Raw genomic sequence first — 18,872 nt, 5'->3', positions numbered from 1 at the left:
ACCTGTCTCACAGCTCTGCCCACTGGGCCAACATATCATTGTATTCACCAGACAATTGCTCACGTTCGTTCCATATTTGCTCCAGCTCGTTTGGATTATCCTGCAAGGATTCAAGCTGACGATCCATCTCCTGGATTTGCCCTTCAAGACGGGCCAGTCTTTGCTCGAATTGTTCTGCGGACAGCTTTTTGGAAGTGGCGGTTGTATTAGGCGTACTACCGGACTTCGTCTCCTGTTTCGGTTTTGAACTCCCACGTGATGGAGTGGCAACAACTGCTATATGCTGATTTGCCGCGGCTGCGCGGGCTTGCAGATCAAGCTTCTTCTCGCGATAGGCTTCATAGTCTCCCAGATAAGCGGTCATCCGCCCATCCTCCAGTTCCCACACGCGGGAAGCGAGTCGATTGACGAAGTAGCGGTCATGTGAGATTGCAAGCACCGTGCCTTCGAAATCAACAAGCGACTCTTCGAGTGCTTCCCTTGAAGCGATATCCAGATGGTTGGTCGGTTCATCCAGCAGAAGCACATTCGGCTTGCGCTGAACCAGCAGAGCCAGCCTTAGCCGTGTCCATTCCCCACCGGATAACTGTCCTACCGAGCGAAATACATCTGCTCCATAGAATAGATATCGGGCCAAAATGCCGCGTGCTTCTCCTTCTTCCACGCCCGCTTCCAGACGGAAGTACTCCAGCACATTCAGCCTCGGATTGGAAGGCTCCTCCTGCTGGGCCAGATAGCCCACATCTACACGTGCACCCCACTCTAGGTTGCCTGCACTTGGCTGTTCCTCTCCCAGCAGCAGCTTGAACAACGTTGTTTTGCCTGAACCATTACGTCCAATAAGGGCAATTTTCTCGCCATATTCGAGTAATCCTGATACACCTCGCAGAATCAGACGTTCTCCATAAGCCTTTTCGACTTGTTCTATCACAGCCACTCTTTTTCCCGTACGGTCTGTAGGGCGTACATCGAAGTCGGCGTTACGCCGCTCCAGTACCGGGCGTTTCACCTGTTCCATCCGTTCGATTGCTCTACGCATAGAGGCTGCTCGTTTGAAGAACTTTTCATTGTCCCCGATTCGACCCCATTCTTCTAGTTTTCGTATCGTTTCTTTCATTTTTTTGATCACCTTCTGCTGCTCCTTGAACTCCTCGAATTGCTGCAGCAGTCGTAGTTCCTTTACTTTCATATATTCCGTATAACCGCCAGCGGACGTTTCTGCTTCTCCATCCTCCAGCTCTAACGTCCGGGATGCTACACGGTCTAAAAAGTAGCGATCATGTGAGATCAGGATAATCGTACCTGTGTACTCGCGCAAAAATTCTTCCAGCCATTCCACCCGCTCCAGATCAAGATGGTTGGTGGGCTCATCCAGCAATAACAGATCAGGCCTTACAATCAGCTGTGAAGCCAGTACAACCCGGGTCTGTTCACCACCAGACAACGAACCAAAACGCCATCCGTAATGCTCCTTCGCAATATCCAAACCGTCCGCCACCTGATCGATCCGGGCATCCATCTCATATCCACCCTCGCGCTCGAACTGGTCTTGCAATGCCGCGTACCGCTTCAATAGTCGCTCCAATTGGTTCGGATCGGCTGCACAGTCCGGATCGGACATCTGCTGCTCCATATCCTTCATTTGACTTCGGCACGCCATAAGCTCCCTGAATCCAAGACTCAGCACATCCAGCACTGTGTAATCGTCCATTCCTTCCGGCACCTGAGCGACGTAACCGATACGTGTATCCTTCTTGATCATCAATTGTCCTTCATCCGGCTGGCTCAGTCGTGCCAACAGACGCATTAATGTCGTTTTACCGCTTCCGTTGCGGCCGATTAGGGCGACCTTGTCGCCTTCCATAATTTCAAACGTAATGCCGTCCAGCACCAGATGTGCTCCGTGGTATTGGGTCAGTTGTTGTGCGCTAATAATCATCATAATAAGGTTCCTCCTATGGATTGGAAGATCCTGACCGCAACACAAAAAGAGCCGCAGGAGGTTAGCTCCGCGGCCCTTCAGAATTCAAGCAAAATTGCTTATCGTCCGAATGAGGTCAAGGCAGGCATCTTCTCGCAAATGTTAATTTCCGTATATTCAAAATTGGACAGACTTCTCCCGTTGGTTGGAAAAGTATGAACAATGCCAGCCATAGCAATCGGCAGCTGGCTAATACGGTTGTTAAGCATCTCGTGATTCACCTGTCTTCACCTCCCTTGTTATAATTAATGTCAATATATCACAGACGAATGCAATCCTGCAACCGTCCGATCGTCCAATTCACTCTTACTGTACAGCAGCTTAACCCTCCAATTAATTCCTTCTACGACGCCGAAACACCACATCCGTGATCGCCACCGTAATTAGTGTCAACATTCCCGCTGTACCCAGCGATACGCCAAGCAAGGCATAACCAATGCCGTTCCACCCGCCAATATCAATGCTAATCATGATCACAACGGCTCCGCCGAGCAAGGCCACACATGGCAGTATATATTGAACCCCGGTCATTCGACGTCCCTGCAACCGATAGATGAGCCATTCGATCAGCAGCTGCACAGCCCACATGCCAAGCGTCCATAGGATGAGTACTTCCATAAGGTTCTCCTCCTTCTTGCTGAATGGTTAGAGCCTTCGTTACAGACCTCTCATTACTTCAACCAGTTGGCAAAGAACTCACGGTATCCCTCTTTCATGATCGTGCGCGAAAAAGCACCAAAGGCATACTCACGGTTGTCTTCCGACACACTGCGCGGCGCAGCAGCAGCCATGTTCACCAGTTCAAACCAGTTATCCTCATTGCCTGCAAAGGCATGCGTGGAACGGATGTGTCCATAGCAGGCATGCTCCGGCTTCACAACCATTTTGCCCATCGCCATGGCTTCGGTCAGCGGCATCGCAAACGTATCAAAGGCCGAACAGCTCCAATACACCTTGGACGAGTTCATCAGGGTAAATACTTCATCCTGTGTCAGCGCAAATTGCAATTTTACATTGTCCGGAATGTTGTATTTCTTCATGCTTTCCTCATAGCGGCGACCGCCGAAAACCATATACACTTCCTTGTCCGGGTTCTGCCGCGCATATTCCAGCACCAGATCCGGGCGACGATTCGCTTCATCCCGACCGATCCAGAGCACACGATTATGCACAACCTGACTCGGGTCGTAGTGGCGGTTTGCGAGTTCTTCGCTAAAGCCAATCGGGATGACGTTCACGTCATGTACACCGAAATTGCGGCCCAGTTCCGTTTTTAGAAACTCTGTCTGCACAATTGCTTTATCCACCATCGTATAAAATGGCTTCATCATCTCATAACCCGTCAGCGCCGGGTCGGGAAAACTGTGCGGGAACAACACACTCTTCGGTAAAAACATCTTCAAGAACGTAAACCCGGACACGGTGTAGATGACATGCTCTATATTTTGGCTGTATATCTGGTCCAGTACGATATCATAGTTCACCAGGTCGCCTTTCTCATGCTCATAACCCGGCAACCAGTCATACCCGCTGACATGGCGCTCCGGCGAGATGAACACAATCTCCACGCCCAGCTCCAGCCCAATCTGCTTCAACCGATCCGCAAATACGCGCGGGCCCTGTGACTCCGTGAATTGAATTTTACGCATTACGAGTCCTACTTTACGCATGTTCTGCACCCCTCATTTCTATTCCCTACAACACTGCTTCATGCACTGTTTCAGCGTCATTGCCGTCTCGTGCCACTGGTTCCGCAGCTGTTCCTCCGGCCATACACAGTCTGCACTTCTCAGATCCCCATCAATCAGACGCAGCATCCAGAGCGAGAATACAATGGCATATGCACTGTACCACCTTTTAAAAGAAACCCGGTCAACCTGAACGCTATGGCGCTCCAGCCCGTCCAGATAAACATCAATAATCCGCTCCCGCAGCTCAGGCGTAACGGTTCTCGGGAACAGCGGATGCGATAAATCCACCAGATGATACACGTCCCAAAGAGCCGTATTCAGATGCGCATGCTCCCAATCGATAATCACCAGCCTGCCATTCACATCCGCCATGTTGCCGGGATGGAGATCTCCGTGACACAAGACACGAGGTAACTCCTCCTCCGCCGCATGGATTAGCGCGGCGATGTTGTGCCAATCCGATGGTGACAGCGTGATCTCCAGCTTGGATAACAAATCAGCGGTAGATTCCTTTTGCCCAAGCAAATCATCCAGCATGTCCAAGATTGGCGGTTTCTGACCCACCCGGGGCAGCTCAGCCCAATCAGCAACAGATAACGTGTGCCACTCCGTCATATGTACAGCAGCAGCCAGCATCGTCTCTTCCCGCAAATCATGTAGCAGTTCGCCTAGATCCTCATAGATGATCCAGCTCTGTTCCGCGTCAATTTTACGGTCTGATGCAGCAATTAGTGCTGGATATATAGGGGGTAATACAGACAGCACATGCCTCGACATCCACTGTTCGCGCCCATATTGTGCAGGATTGGTCAGCGGTTTGAAAATATAACTTTTCCCAGTATGAACAGTGAAACGCTCCACATATTTACCATTCATCCCTTTGTAGAGTCGTTCCCGGCTTGTTATATATTGTTCATTCAACGTCCCTTCGGGAGTCACCCAGCGATGCGCCTGCACGTCTTCATTCACGCCATTCACCATCCATTTCGTTCCCAGACCTGGAGCTGGTGTTACTGATGTTTGCCTTTGCAGCCCTACTTCTGCCCACGCTTCGTGCCCGCCTATCCGTTATTATTTCTATCCATCATACGTTGCCGTTCACAAGCCTGCAAGCTTTGAGCGAAAGCACTTTTCTTAGCGTTAATTAGGAGATTTAGAAATGTTATTTGCAATTTAGTTAGTAATCACTTACTATAAAATCATGAAGAACAAACCTCATGTAGACAGCAAAAAGAAAGACATCCTACAAGCGGCGATGCGCTTGTTTGCAACCAAAGGCGTTGACGGCATTTCCGTCAAAGAGATCGGTGACGCCGCCGGAGTAACGGATGCGGCGATTTACAAACATTTTAAAAACAAAGACGCCGTTGCCCTTGAGGCCTTCACCCAATATTGCGCGGACTATACTGCATTAATTGACGGGTATGTTCGCCAGGAGGGCCCGATGCTGGAACGCTTCCGGCAACTGATTACCGAAGTTCTCCACCTGCATGATGAAGATCCCTACGGACTACTGTTGATCTCACAGAATCACGAGATTTTCATTGAAGCTGGAAGCAGCGAAGATTACCGTCAGCCGCTGGATGCGTTAATTGACCTGATCGATCAGGGAATTATGCGAGGTGAACTGCCCGCTCAGGATTCACGGCTCACGGCCGTTCTGGTCATTGGTGCCATTACGCGCCTGGCCGTATCCAGTATGCAAGGTGAACTGCCGGAGCTGCTTGTTCCATACACCGGGGAAACCGTTCATCGTCTTGCATTGATGTTGGGCCAGGTAACAGCTGAGTTGGGGTAACACCCGACGGATTGCATCTCAAAATCGTTTTGATCAGATCAGGCAATAATCATTGGCATAAGTTTTCACCTATATACAAGACTAGCTCCATCCAGCTTCAGGATATTCCCTGAAATATAACCAGGTCATTCGTGACCTTTTCTTTTTGCATATGAGGTTAGTGTTCATTAACTAAAACAGTCAGGATGTGTCATCATTATGAAGAAAATATTAATTATCCAAGGCAATCCCGTCTCCCCCAGTTACAACGGTGCTATCGCCGAAGCTTATCGTAAAGGCGCTGTGCAAGCAGGTGCCGAGGTTCGGATGATCACCCTAAACGAGTTGGAATTCAACATGAATTTAGCAGGTGGATACCGAAATAAACTTCCACTTGAACCCGACTTGCTGGAAGCCCAAGAGGCGATTAAATGGGCAGAGCATCTCGTATGGGTATTTCCGATTTGGTGGGGAGGCCCCCCTGCCCTGTTAAAAGGGTTCATTGATCGAATCTTTATGCCAGGCTATGCCTTCAAGTATCACAAGGGGAAACTTTTTCCGGACCAACTGCTTAAAGGTCGCACCGCACGCATGATCACCACCATGGACGGTCCGAGCTGGTACTACAAGTGGTTCCAGGGTGAACCTGCACACAAAATGATGAAGATCTCCACCTTTGCTCTGACAGGCATCAAACCTGTGCGCATAACACCTGTAGATCTGGTGGGCAAACAGTCCGAGGAACAGAGAAAGAAATGGTTGGAGAAAATTGAGCAGCTTGGACAGAAGATGAATTAAGTAATATCCCTAAAATTCTATCAGAATGTACATCCTCCATCGCTAGAAAATATCCAATTGTATCCTTCCATAATATGGAGAGTACACTTAAAATAAGACGTTGTGACAGTGTTGCCATAAAAGGAGGTATCCATAGAGTTAATGGCCGTCTCATAACATCACAAAAGCATGGAGGATCACGAAAATGAGAAAGATATGGTTCGTATTATTGGCTTTATTCGTAGCTTTTCCAGCTTCGAGCACATCTACCTACGCAGATTCTGTTAAGGCGAAAGCCGAAGCTAGTGTTACCAAAAGCAATGTTACTGTAAATGGAAAAACAATACGATTATCCGGTTTCAATATTGCAGGAAGCAACTATTACAGTCTTAGAGATATTTCCAAGCAGTTATCAGGAACAACAAGTGAGTTTGATGTCACATGGAATACGAAAACCAACGCAATCGAGATCGTGAAGGAGCAACCTTATACTCCTGATGATTCGATTAAACAAACGTCCTACTCTTCAAACAAGAGCTACACAGCTATTTTATCCAATGCCAAAGTAATCGTTAATGGAGCTCCTCAACAACTTAAAGCATACAATATAGATGGATCTAATTATTTCCAACTTAGAGATTTAGCTGCACAAATACCTTTTGAAGTTGAATTCGATGAAAGCTCCAATCAGATTAATATTTTTTCCGAAGCCGTTGAGAATACATATCGTGCAAACGTTACATCCATAATCAATGACAATGTCGTATCATCTGAATTCCCAAGATGGAAGAGCCCGATCCTCTCCTATCTCATTAATAACGGAGATCAAACGGTTAGTGTGGTCGAGGCCAATCAGGGAGTGACCATTGAGACTTACAATACCGATTTTAAACTAATCGAGAATCATACGGTTGATTTGGAACTTCCGTTGTTTGGAGGGTTCTATAGCGGTAAAACCTACAACTATATTGCCTTTGGACAGGAAAATAAAGAAGAAAACGATGATAAGGAAGTTATTCGTATCGTTCGATATGACAAAAATTTCAAGCGAGTGGATAGTCTGTCGATCAAAGGTGGAGAAAGCTACACTATAGAACCGTTCGCTCACGGATCGGGGAGAATGGCGGAGCATGAGAATACACTCATCTTCCACACCGCACGCAAACGTTATACTACATCCGACGGACTTAACCATCAGTCTCAGTTAACGATTCAAGTGAATACTTCAACAATGACTGTGACAAATGACCTGGGTCAGTTCCAAAAGAATCATGTGAGCCATTCCTTTGATCAATATGTACAGTTCGATGGGAGCACACCTGTCCTTGTGGATCATGGAGACGCCTACCCTCGCTCTATTGTTATTCATCGGGGTGAAGGATCGAATTATACCGAGGCAGACTTATTCAAAATTCCAGGCAGAATTGGTGCAAACACTACGGGAGTATCGCTCGGAGGCTTTGAAATGTCCAATGACTATTACATGGTTGCCATGAACTCCATAGATCACTCTTATGTAACAGAGTATACTTCCTACGAGATGGTTGGATTGCCCAGAGACCAGCGGGACATCATTCTTAGCCTGATGCCCAAAGCCAATTTCAATAGTGCAGCTGCAAAACAGGTTACCTTGAGTAAGTACGTTGGAAGCGATCATATTGCTTCTGTACCTAAATTGGTCAAACGTTCTGACAACGACATGATCGTTCTTTGGCAAGAATTCGATCTAAATAACCATCTCCAGAATGTCAAGTATGTTGAGATTGACGGACAAGGCAATACATTAGGGGAAGTCCAAAGCTTACCTCACTATGTATTATCTGAAACAGATCCCCTTGTAGTCGATAACCGCATCATCTGGTATACCAATGTGGATGGAAAACGTACGTTTTACACCATCCCCCTTCATTAATTCAAAAGTTGTTCCATAAGAATCCAAGAATTTTTGGAGTATCTAATTATAGATTCCCTATAGTCGAAAAAGGCAGATTAAGAACCTACCCACGAAGATGGTAGGTTCTTAATGTGCCTATTGCTTGTTCACAGCACGGATATCATCAAAAACCAATGTGGCCGAGACAGGCTGGCTTGCATCCACAGCATTGATGTATGGAGAAATCCTGGATATTATTGGACATGGTTGCATCAAACGTTGCATTTGCATTGTTCGTATCCCACGGCACAGGTTTGAAAAATGTTCATCTACAGCTCAAGAAACAACTGATCAGAAATCGCGGAATTTATTCAATATAAGTTGAACTAAAGATGATTTGCACGAGCACTACGATGACAGGAAAGCATATGGATTTCTTAACTCAATAAAATGGGTCTGGGAGAATGTTGTAGGATTCTATCGGTCGCAGACTCAAATATTACTTTAATTTTTTTAGAACGGAATAAACACCTGGTGATTCTTCAATTAGGAACATCTCTTTATCCTCGTTGACATTATAAATAACAGTTCCTTCATCGTAATAATTGGAGGCTAAATTTTCTTTCTGGATATCAGAGGACGGTACCCTTTTTTTTATTTTTCCAAGTACTTCACCTGCTGTATATTTTTCTTGTTTTGTTAAGCTATACGAGGAATAAATTATTCCATTTACATTCACCATTGGTACATATGATTGTTCTTTATCTATTGAAATATCATTCTCTTGATTTGTTGAACAGCCACTCAAGACTATTATTACAGCCACTATGCACCCTAAAATAATTTTTTTCAAAATAACCCACCCCTTCATTATTTCATTTCCTAATATTAGACGTACGAATAACAGAATAGTTACATTGATTTGAGATTTAATGTAAATATATTTGAATTATGCAAAATAATAGAATAATATAGAATAAAATATATTTTAACCCAAATTTACAGGAGGTAAACATGAAAAAAATTGCGAGTGTGGTGGTACCGATGTTATTAGTATTCTTAATCTCTAGCAGCATTACGTACGCCTATGGTTTGTACGGAGGCAGTTGGTCTAACCCTGGTTCTCTGAAATACTGGAAAGATCAATCTGTTACAAGCTATGGTTATAGTAGTTCTACAGATAATGGTTTGACTAATTGGAATGGAGTCAGTTCGAAAGTTTCTATTTCATCAACTAGCACTGAAAGTAGCGCAGAAATAAAAATTTATGCTGGGGATATTAATAAAGATGGCGTTTACGCAGATGCTTTAAACTATAGTAGGAATTGGTTAGGACAGGTAACAGCCTGCTGGGATTGTAACTATGCTGCATCAAGAATACGGATTAATGATCCAGTATCAAAAAAATATAATAACCAAAGAATAAGTGCCGTAATGGCTCATGAAGTAGGTCATTCTTTGGGTATAAATCACTCAGCTGTTACTAATGCCTTAATGTATGAAAGTATTGGTAGTTCAAATGAAGCAAGAATTTGGGATGACAATGCAGCTATTAAAGCTATTTATGGAAATTAGGAGGGGATCAGATGAGAAAACAGAAACTTATACTTTTAATAGCTCTTGCAGGTCTTACAATTTTTTTAACTTCAAGTCATTTTATCAGCGCAGGTAGCCCAGACGAACTTGTGTTTTATGAAGCGCACGATGTTTTTGAGAGAACATATGATGATGTAGCAGAACTAGAAAAAAATGCTGATTTGATAGTTGAGGCAAAAGGAACAGATGAAAAAATTAATCAGGTAATAATGGATGGAGATTTCCCATTATACTACTGGACAGAAAGCAAATTTGAAGTAGAAAAAGTTTATAAGAATACTTCTGATATTACGGAAAATGATATCATTTCTGTTAATGAACCATATGCAATTATTAAAGAAAATGAGGTTCTGATCTCTGAAGGATATGAGATGTCAGAAGAAGGAACAAAGTATCTTTTATTTTTAGTAAAAAAGGAAAATGAAGAAAAATATCTTCCTATCGCTGTGTATCACGGTAAATATAAGATGAGCCTTAATGGTGAAAATCAATTATCAAATAGAATGGAACAATTCGAAGTTGAAAATTCTGATTATGTAAAACTAAAAAATTCAGTGAAAGAAAAGTACAACTTTTAAGATTGCAAAGGTAAAATAAAATGCTTATACCTACCAATCAAAATTCGGCGATTCGCAATGGAGTAAAGTTTGATATCAAGTAAATATTTGAATCAACCTTTTCGAGAGGATATGCAGAATACCATCAGATATTTTTCCATATATTTACTTCATACACTTAAATCTATCCACTTCGTTCACTTCACGGAATGGATAGATTTTTTTTGAATTTCAGGATTCCACTTCAACATCTTGATAGAACCGATGAATAACCCTCTCGGCTGGTTTACCATAAACTCCGTATCCATCATCACTCAAGGCATCCTGCTCCTGATACAGATTTGCGCTCCAGTCCCACAGACCAAAACCACGTATCCACTCCCGCTTACTTGCATGACGGAACATAGCTTCATAGAACTGCTCCTGTTCCTCCGCATTCACTTCACCTTCCAAGCCCCAGTCGTTCGGCACCTGTGCCGATCCACTGCGGCTAGGGCAGCCCGCTTCTGCGAAGAAAAAGGGTTTGTCGTAGGGTGCAATGACCTGTTCAATCCGATCCAACTGTGCTTCCCAGTCTCCGATGGGATAATATCCGCTGGAGGAAATGACGTCCACGGCGTCCCACCATTTCACATGCCCTTCCTGATACTTGTCGGTGTTGTAGGATACTAGCCCAGAATACACTTCACGCACTCCCGCGATGACCTCGCGCCATTCCTCACTCCGACGCTCAGACTGCACCATCTCACAACCCACAATAAATATCTCGCATTGCTCGCGCTCTGCAATGGCTGCATAATGCTTCTGATACGCGGTATAGCTGCGGAACCAGTCTTGCCATTTCGGCTCACACGGCACATCGATATCAAAGAAGTTAATGTGTGCACGCCATGTGCCATCGGTGCAATTGACGGTTGGTTTCAGAATGACCCGCAGTCCGAGCGCGCGGGCATAACGCATCATATCCACCAATTCATCGTCTTCCACCATATGTTCACCCTCATATTTGACCTCTACAGCCTGCGGATGATCCTGATGTGCCGCCAGTGCAAAAATAACATGCGAGCTGCCTGTTCGTTCAGCCATCAGACGCAAGGATTCTTTCGCTTCCGGCTTGCGGAAGTCTCCCCTGCCACTCATCCAGCCAAACGTAAATCCCTTGATGTATTCCATATGCATTGTTCCGCAAAGCCCCTTTTTCAATTAATGTAAAATGAATGACCGAATGTATACACATCCAACTACGATTGCAGTACCATCAGCTTTATTTAAAATTGTTTCATTACAGCTTGCCTTCCTCACGGTCTCCGGCAATGACTTCGTCGGTCTCAATGACATAGCTCACAATCTCTTCTACAGCGGTATAAGCCACTCCAACGTATGTGTCGGCTGCACCATAATAGATGGCGATCCGTCCTGTCTCCGCATCATGCAATGTGGCGCACGGGAAGATGACATTTTCCACAAAACCCTGCTCCTCGTACCATTTTTCCGGTGTCAGTACGAAGTTGGAGGAACGATATTTTACTTTCGATGGTTCATCCAGATCCAGAATGACTGCGCCCATACTATAAACAAAACCATTGCACGTACCCGTTACACCGTGGTAGAACATCAGCCAGCCTTCGGACGTTTCAATCGGAGCCGGACCGCCGCCAATTTTGACCGACTGCCACCAGCCCTGACCGCCTTTGCTCATGACATGACGGTGCTTGCCCCAGTAAACGAGATCCGGACTTTCGCTCAGAAAAATGTCCCCGAACGGCGTATGTCCGCTGTCGCTTGGTCTGGACAACATCACATAGTTATCATTGATTTTGCGCGGAAACAAAACGCCATTGCGGTTGAACGGAAGCATCGGATTTTCGAGACGGACAAACGTTTTGAAATCTTCCGTCTTCGCCAATCCCAGCGCTGCACCGTAGAAATCGGTACACCAGATGATGTAATACGTATCTTCTACTTTCACCAGACGTGGATCATATGCATAGTTCGGCATAAAGGGATCGCCCTTCTCATCCACAAAAGTAATGCGTCCCTCTTCAATATTCCACGATAGTCCATCCTCACTCGATCCCATGTGCAGGTGTGGACGTCCATTAATTGTTTCTGCGCGGAATACTCCGATGAATTTCCCTTCATAAGGAATCACCGCACTGTTGAACATACGGGCAACTCCCTTGACCGGGTTACGCGGCACAATCGGGTTGGCTGAATGTCTCCATACCGGCCCTTCCGTTCCCTCCGGTTTATCCTCCCAAGGCATATTCGGCAACGCCTCTCCAACAATGTGTACATTTTTCGTATCGACAACTGTCATCGTTTCATTTCTCCCTTCGGTGGTAGGCTATATGAAATAAACTGTTAAAATTACACGAGTCCACTTCGATGGCAGAACAACCTTCCGATCGCTGCTATCCCCAGATTTTTTTGATTCCCTGATGAAAAGGGAAAATCCGGTGATAGCATATGCTTACGGAGCGAGCTTTCTTTCAGAAAGCTCGCTCCGTTTCTCCAGGTTTTTTCTGCCCTCTCCGTTCCTGTGTATTTTCATATTAATTTCATATAGACTTCGTTTTTTATTTAACAGAGCCTTGTGCGAAGCCGTTGTAGATGTACTTCTGTAGCAGTAGGAAAATGATCATCGTTGGAATGATGGCGATCATAATACCCGCGCTGATGACCTCCCACTGTGATCCGAACGGTCCCTTGAATTTGAAAAGAGCCGTGGATATGACCTGCAAATCTGTCTTTGGCATGTACAGGAATGGTGTGTAAAAGTCGTTGTAGATGTTGACGCCCTTCACGATAATGACCGTTACAATCGCCGGTTTCAGGAGTGGCAGAATGATTCTCCAATAGATCGTGAAGTAGGAAGCGCCGTCCAGCATGGCCGATTCATCCAGCGCATTCGAGATGGAACCCAGGAATTGCAGAAAGATATACACCGCGATGATATCTGTACCAAGGTACATCACAATGGCTGCCCATCTGGTATTGAACAGATCCAGCGCGTTGATGATCTGGAATGTGGCGACCTGTGTCGTTACACTTGGGATTAACGTGGCGAGCAGAAACGCGGCGACCATGATTTTCTTGCCTTTGAATTTGAAACGATCCAGCACATACGCGATCATGGAACCCGTTAAGGTAGCACCCACGATGGAGATGATCAGGATGATAATCGTATTTTTGAAACCGACCAGCATGTTGCCGTCCACAAAAGCCTTGGTATAGTTCGCAAAGTTCAGCCAGTTGGCTGGTGGGGCAAGCGGACTGCTGGTCGCGTACTCTGCATTGGTTTTGAGTGATGCAAATAGCACCACAACGATGGGTACAAGCGCAATGAACGCTGCGAGAATGAGTGAAGCATATTTAAATATGCTCGCAAGGGTGTATTTGAATGGTTGCACGTTCATTCCTCCCCTTTCATGGTGACACGCTGAACCAGCGTAACAAGAATGACAATAAACAGCAGCACAACAGCCATTGCTGACGCCAAGCCCAGCTTACCGTACTTAAATGCCAAGTGAACGGTCTGAATCACAAACGTATCACTGCCGTTGGAACCATCGGTCATAATGTATGGAATATCGAACGCACTGATTGCGCCGCTAATCGCCAAAATCAGGTTGAGCTGCAGGATGCGTGTGATACTCGGCAGGATGATATGGCGGAACTGCTGCCAGCGATTGGCTCCGTCAATATCCGACGCTTCATAGACATCTTTTTGAATGGAAGAGATCGCACCCAGGAAGATAATGAAGTTAAAGCCCATGTATCTCCATACCGATGCTCCTGCGAGCGACACGTTAATAATGTTCTGATTCCCAAGCCAGAGCTGAGTGTATTGTCCAAGCCCTACGGCCTGCATGAGTGTATCGAGAGTACCATCCGGTTTGAAGAAAAAGAGGAAGATAAATCCGATGGCTACGCCATTCAGCAGATAGGGGAAAAACAATATGCCTTTGAAAAAGTTTTTGCCGCGGATTTTGAAGCTTAGAATCGTTGCAAAGTAGAGGGCCAGACCCATTTGTACGAAGGTGGCTACAAAATAATACAAACTGACAATAAATACTTTAAAATACTCAGGGTCACTGAATATCCGCGTGTAGTTCTCAAATCCCACATAGTCGAACCTTTTGCTGTATCCGTTCCAATCGGTGAAGCTGTATTTGAACATATTAATGACAGGCAAATAAGCAAACGTGAACAGCAGTGCCAGTGGAATGATCGAGAAGGCACAGATGATAAATATGCGTTGCGCTGAGTAGCCCCAATTCGAAATCTTCAAGTATTTCATGCTCTCCACACCTCCAAGCGGTTCTGCCGCTTTTATATCGAAAGACTCCCGTCCAATGAACAAATCCGGCTGGATAATCAACCACCGATGGTGGCATTTCACATCCGATATGATGCATCCAGATGCAAAATGCCGTAGGAAAAGGTAAAATCCTCTCCCCTCAGCCAAGGCGTTGTGCCTCGCTGTTGTCAGCGGTGATCGGTCACAGGTAGCGCCTTTACAGATCGATGAATCTCCGCAATCTACTTATTTTGCGAGTTCAGCCCGCGCTTTCACCCATTTGTCATTCAGGTCTTTCATGATGTCGTCATACGATTCACTGCGGTTACCGATGGCAGCTTCGATAATGCGTTTCTTGAAGTCAGGCTGCCAGAGGCCGATCTCGCCTTCGTTGTCGATTTTGTCAACCAGACCTTCCTGTCCTTCTTTGGCAGGAGTCAGTGTGGAGAATGTAACGTCTTTGTATTGATCCAAAATCGGTGGCAATTCCGCATTTTTGTCTGCGCTCATGCCCCCGCCTTGCTCAACCGCGTAATTCGATTTCGCCAGGAACCAATCGATCCAGGCCTTCGCAGCAGGTTTGTTCTCGCTGTTCACGTTCATGCCAATGTTATAGTCTGCTGCGAGCGGAACGACCACATCACTTGCATTCGTAGGAAATGGCAAGAATCCGATATTATCTGGTGTATCCGTCAAGCCTTGAATTTGGGTAATCGCCCAAGATCCAAGCGCCATCGTTGCAATTTTCCCGTTCGCCAGATCAGCCTTGGAGCTTTCCCAGTCGGTTGTGGTCGGATCTTTCTCAATCAGGCCATTCTTGGCTGCATCATAAAGCACTTTGTACAATTCATAGTGCGGCTTGCCAGCCACAAAGTTTTCATCCGTGTTCGGTTGATCAATGTTTACGTAGTCCACACTGCCTGCAACCGTCGGCAGATCTGCTTCCCATTGTGTCAAAGCCCAGCCGGAGGCATAGTTCGTATACAGTGGAATCGCGTCCGTATTATCTTTCACCAGTTGCAGTGCAGCCTGGAATTGCTCAGGCGTTTTGGGCACTTCCGTAATGCCAGCGTCCTTGAACACCTGCTTGTTATAGATGATGCCGGAGAACGTGATAACGGTTGGAATTCCGTATATCTGGCCGTCAACCATACGTTCTTCAATGGCTGTATACTTATCTTTCAACTCATCGTACGTGCCTAGCGGTTCAAAAAAGTCCGGAATGTCGGCGATCGGTACGCTGGTGGGGATCATCAGCACGTCGCCATAATCTTTGGTGCTCATACGAATCTTCACTTGTCCCTCGTAGTCAGCCAGCGCCTGGAAGTTTACTTTGACATCCGGGTATTCCTTATTGAACTCCGCGGCGTAATCTTTGAATACGCTATCAACAATATCTGTACGCTGCGTGAGAACGGTGATTTCCCCCTTAATATCCGCAGGATCTGTACTAATTTCCTCTCCTGCCTGTGAAGATCCACCCCCTGAAGAGCAAGCGGCGAGCAGAGAAGTGATGAGCAGCATGGTAAGCAGAAGCATCCAGCCTTTGTTTTTTCTCATTTGGTTCTACCCCTTTTCTAAGTTAATTTAAGTTATCGTTAAGGTTACAAAATGAATTTTATTATGGTGATGTTTACCTGTCAATTAAATTATTTATTACTCAACAAAAGTTTTTATCACTGGATTCGTTGACAACGTATTTTCCCGACACTAATATTAATCAATAAAGTTAACGTTAACTTAAATATAGTTGAAACCTGTACTTTGAAGGAGCGCTCACTTATGACTCACACCAATGACATTAGAACTGAAATAAAAGAACACTGGGAAGCACATATTTTGCCATTCTGGTCTGCCCTCAAGGATCATAACAACGGCGGATTCTACGGCTGGGTTGGCAATGACCTTCAGGTCGATCCACTCGCTCCCAAAGGCGGAATCGCCACGGCACGACAATTATGGTCCTTTGCAGCAGCCTACCGGGTAACCGGAAATGAAATCTGGCGTGATCACGCTGAACATGCTTACCGTTTCCTTGTGGATCATGTGATGGATACGGAATACGGCGGCATGTACTGGATGGTCCATGCCAACGGAGAACCGCTGGACACAAGCAAACATGTGTATACGCAATCCTTCGGCGTTTATTCACTGAGTGAGTACTATCGTGCCACCGGGGATGAATCTGCTTTGGAACTTGCGAAAACGCTTTTTGCCCTGATAGAGGATCAAGGGCTGAATGCAGAATTACCTGCATACAAGGAACAATTTGACCGCTTCTGGAATGAACAGCCCAATGAAATGCTGAGCGAAAATGGTGTGATCGCGGATTACACGATGAATACGCATATTCACGTGTTGGAGGCCTACACCACGCTCTACCGAGTGTGGCCAGATCAGCAGGTGAAGACGGCGCTGGAACGCCTGCTCGGCATCTTATATGAACGGGTGTATGACAAGGACACGAAGTTTCTCGGTGTATTTTTCAACAAAGATTGGCAATCCATCATTGATCTACGCTCATTCGGGCATGACATTGAAGCCAGCTGGCTGATCGACGAAACGTTGAAAGTGCTGGGCCTGGCTCAACACCCGGAGTATTCTGCGATGGTTACGGATATTGCCTATAACATTTCCAATGTGGCTGTACAGGCCGATGGCTCCCTGATGAATGAACAAGAGGGCGATCATGTGGATGAGAAACGGATATGGTGGGTTCAGGCCGAGGCGATGGTCGGATTCTATAATGCCTATGAACGTACAGGTGATCCTTTGTTTTTGGAGAGAGTGGAACGCTTGTGGACATATACGAAGGAATACATTATTGATCACCGAGCTGGCGGCGAATGGTACTGGTCGGTAGACGGGGACGGCACGCCGGATCAAAGCGAAATCGCCGGACCGTGGAAATGCCCGTATCACAATAGCCGATTCTGCATTGAACTAATTGAGAGGATGGGATAACGATGATACACCCCAAATACAATGAATTATTGGAGCAACAGGAGCAGCTGCTTACGCGTCAAAATGAAATTGACTCTTCCTTCTACAATGGCGTATATGATCGGTACCGTTATCCGGTAATCACACGCCATCATGTACCGCTGCACTGGAGATTTGATCTGGACGAAACGACGAATCCCCACTTCATGGAGCGTCTGGGCATTAACGCTACGCTTAATCCGGGGGCCATCTATTTCAATGGCAAATACGTGATGGTCATCCGAACCGAGGGCTTGGACCGCAAATCCATCTTTGCCCTAGCTGAGAGTGATAACGGTATCGACGGATTTCGCTTCACAGGCAAACCCTTAGTGTGGGAAGATATCGATGCCGACGAGACCAACCAGTATGATATGCGATTGGTTCAGCATGAAGATGGCTGGATCTATGGTATCTACTGTTCTGAGCGCAAAGACCCGGAAGCTCAAGCATTTGATACATCCAGTGCCGTAGCCCAGGCTGGACTTGTGCGGACACGAGATCTGGTCAGCTGGGAGCGTCTGCCCAACATCACCACTAAATCCCCTCAACAGCGGAATGTTGTATTACATCCTGAATTTGTTGATGGTAAATATGCGTTCTATACACGGCCACAAGACGGATTCATCTCCACAGGCAGCGGCGGCGGGATTGCCTTTGGTCTGTGCGATGATATTCTGAATCCAGTAATTGAGGAAGAGACAATCATCGATGAACGGAAATACCATACCGTATACGAAGTGAAAAATGGACAGGGGCCCGCTCCGATCAAAACGGATCGCGGCTGGATTCACATTGCCCACGGGGTTCGCAACACGGCAGCGGGTCTTCGCTATGTGCTGTACACGTTTGCCACGGATCTGAATGATCCGGCACGCATCATCGCCAAGCCGGGTGGACACTTCATTGCTCCTTATGACGACGAGCGCGTAGGCGATGTGTCCAATGTTATTTTCTGCAACGGCGCGGCGGTCAACGAACAAGGAGAGGTTTTCATTTATTACGCATCCAGCGATACCCGCTGTCATGTAGCCACAACGACGCTGGATAAACTGGTCAATTACACCTTCAATACCCCAGCCGATCCATATCGTTCCCTGGATTGCGCCAGCCAGCGCGGTGACCTGATTGAGCGGAATGAGAAGCTTCTCCAAAAGCAATTGGCTTAAAACCGAAGATCAGCCTTCAACGGAAAATGCAGCATGCTGAAAAATTAGCGCAGCGCTAACCAGAATTTCTTTATTCCATGTGGGTTACGATGTATACTAATATGGATTGTTGTTAAGTTTGAAAGAAACGCTAACCATAATGACAGCACATTGTACGTAAACCGGC

18 protein-coding genes are annotated in these 18,872 nt (G+C 46.1%); 7 read left to right on the top strand and 11 right to left on the bottom strand.

Features of this window, described 5'->3' with window-relative positions; translation table 11 throughout:
* Positions 1 to 7: 7 nt before the first annotated feature.
* The 5 genes from abc-f to ACDJ58_RS28510 form a co-directional block, all read right to left on the bottom strand.
* Complete coding sequence (gene abc-f, locus ACDJ58_RS28530; RefSeq protein ID WP_413374100.1) at positions 8 to 1,942, bottom strand: ribosomal protection-like ABC-F family protein; 1,935 nt, start codon at positions 1,940 to 1,942, stop codon at positions 8 to 10.
* A 98-nt stretch (positions 1,943 to 2,040) separates the two neighbouring features.
* The gene (locus ACDJ58_RS28525; protein WP_379437295.1) at positions 2,041 to 2,202 is read right to left on the bottom strand and encodes a hypothetical protein; all 162 of its coding nucleotides are present in this window, start codon (positions 2,200 to 2,202) and stop codon (positions 2,041 to 2,043) included.
* A 112-nt stretch (positions 2,203 to 2,314) separates the two neighbouring features.
* Entirely contained in the window at positions 2,315 to 2,599 is a 285-nt protein-coding gene (locus ACDJ58_RS28520; RefSeq protein WP_163755592.1) for a YesK family protein, read from the bottom strand.
* A gap of 53 nt (positions 2,600 to 2,652) precedes the next feature.
* A complete protein-coding gene (locus tag ACDJ58_RS28515; protein WP_413374099.1) occupies positions 2,653 to 3,651 on the bottom strand; it encodes a glycosyltransferase in 999 nt (332 codons plus the stop codon).
* Positions 3,652 to 3,669: 18 nt separating this feature from the next.
* Entirely contained in the window at positions 3,670 to 4,641 is a 972-nt protein-coding gene (locus tag ACDJ58_RS28510; protein ID WP_413374098.1) for a phosphotransferase family protein, read from the bottom strand.
* 232 nt (positions 4,642 to 4,873) lie between these two features.
* On the opposite strand from ACDJ58_RS28510, the gene ACDJ58_RS28505 reads away from it, so the two are divergent.
* The 3 genes from ACDJ58_RS28505 (at position 4,874) to ACDJ58_RS28495 (ending at position 8,138) form a co-directional block, all read left to right on the top strand.
* Positions 4,874 to 5,470, top strand: a complete 597-nt coding sequence (locus ACDJ58_RS28505; protein WP_413374097.1) for a TetR/AcrR family transcriptional regulator — start codon at positions 4,874 to 4,876, stop codon at positions 5,468 to 5,470.
* Between the two features lie 195 nt (positions 5,471 to 5,665).
* The gene (locus ACDJ58_RS28500) at positions 5,666 to 6,247 is read left to right on the top strand and encodes an NAD(P)H-dependent oxidoreductase (protein WP_413379868.1); all 582 of its coding nucleotides are present in this window, start codon (positions 5,666 to 5,668) and stop codon (positions 6,245 to 6,247) included.
* Positions 6,248 to 6,431: 184 nt separating this feature from the next.
* Positions 6,432 to 8,138: a hypothetical protein gene (locus tag ACDJ58_RS28495; RefSeq protein WP_413374096.1), complete on the top strand. Its 1,707-nt coding sequence runs from the start codon at positions 6,432 to 6,434 to the stop codon at positions 8,136 to 8,138.
* Between the two features lie 460 nt (positions 8,139 to 8,598).
* Here ACDJ58_RS28495 and ACDJ58_RS28490 read toward each other — a convergent pair whose 3' ends face one another.
* Complete coding sequence (locus ACDJ58_RS28490) at positions 8,599 to 8,952, bottom strand: hypothetical protein (protein WP_413374095.1); 354 nt, start codon at positions 8,950 to 8,952, stop codon at positions 8,599 to 8,601.
* Positions 8,953 to 9,113: 161 nt separating this feature from the next.
* On the opposite strand from ACDJ58_RS28490, the gene ACDJ58_RS28485 reads away from it, so the two are divergent.
* Both ACDJ58_RS28485 and ACDJ58_RS28480 read left to right on the top strand, forming a co-directional pair.
* A complete protein-coding gene (locus ACDJ58_RS28485; RefSeq protein ID WP_413374094.1) occupies positions 9,114 to 9,674 on the top strand; it encodes a matrixin family metalloprotease in 561 nt (186 codons plus the stop codon).
* Between the two features lie 11 nt (positions 9,675 to 9,685).
* On the top strand, positions 9,686 to 10,273 hold the full coding sequence (locus ACDJ58_RS28480) for a hypothetical protein (protein WP_413374093.1): 588 nt from the start codon (positions 9,686 to 9,688) through the stop codon (positions 10,271 to 10,273).
* 210 nt (positions 10,274 to 10,483) lie between these two features.
* Here ACDJ58_RS28480 and ACDJ58_RS28475 read toward each other — a convergent pair whose 3' ends face one another.
* The 5 genes from ACDJ58_RS28475 to ACDJ58_RS28455 form a co-directional block, all read right to left on the bottom strand.
* Entirely contained in the window at positions 10,484 to 11,425 is a 942-nt protein-coding gene (locus ACDJ58_RS28475) for a glycoside hydrolase family 113 (protein ID WP_413379866.1), read from the bottom strand.
* Positions 11,426 to 11,534: 109 nt separating this feature from the next.
* On the bottom strand, positions 11,535 to 12,572 hold the full coding sequence (locus ACDJ58_RS28470; protein WP_413374092.1) for a glycosylase: 1,038 nt from the start codon (positions 12,570 to 12,572) through the stop codon (positions 11,535 to 11,537).
* Positions 12,573 to 12,831: 259 nt separating this feature from the next.
* Positions 12,832 to 13,671, bottom strand: coding sequence for a carbohydrate ABC transporter permease (locus ACDJ58_RS28465; RefSeq protein WP_063567578.1), 840 nt, complete (start codon positions 13,669 to 13,671; stop codon positions 12,832 to 12,834).
* A complete protein-coding gene (locus ACDJ58_RS28460) occupies positions 13,668 to 14,555 on the bottom strand; it encodes a carbohydrate ABC transporter permease (protein ID WP_413374091.1) in 888 nt (295 codons plus the stop codon). The genes ACDJ58_RS28465 and ACDJ58_RS28460 overlap by 4 nt, the downstream gene beginning before the upstream one ends.
* 246 nt (positions 14,556 to 14,801) lie before the next feature.
* Entirely contained in the window at positions 14,802 to 16,115 is a 1,314-nt protein-coding gene (locus ACDJ58_RS28455; RefSeq protein ID WP_413374090.1) for an ABC transporter substrate-binding protein, read from the bottom strand.
* 222 nt (positions 16,116 to 16,337) lie between these two features.
* Here ACDJ58_RS28455 and ACDJ58_RS28450 point away from each other — a divergent pair, with 222 nt between their 5' ends.
* Both ACDJ58_RS28450 and ACDJ58_RS28445 read left to right on the top strand, forming a co-directional pair.
* Positions 16,338 to 17,519, top strand: a complete 1,182-nt coding sequence (locus ACDJ58_RS28450) for an AGE family epimerase/isomerase (protein WP_413374089.1) — start codon at positions 16,338 to 16,340, stop codon at positions 17,517 to 17,519.
* A 2-nt stretch (positions 17,520 to 17,521) separates the two neighbouring features.
* A complete protein-coding gene (locus ACDJ58_RS28445; RefSeq protein ID WP_413374088.1) occupies positions 17,522 to 18,706 on the top strand; it encodes a glycosidase in 1,185 nt (394 codons plus the stop codon).
* The last annotated feature ends 166 nt before the right edge of the window (positions 18,707 to 18,872 follow it).

Origin of the sequence: Paenibacillus taichungensis, assembly GCF_047302525.1 — a bacterium.
GTDB lineage: Bacteria > Bacillota > Bacilli > Paenibacillales > Paenibacillaceae > Paenibacillus > Paenibacillus taichungensis_B.
The sequence above is the reverse complement of the archived record's forward strand: the minus strand, read 5'-3'. Positions and strand labels throughout refer to the sequence as shown.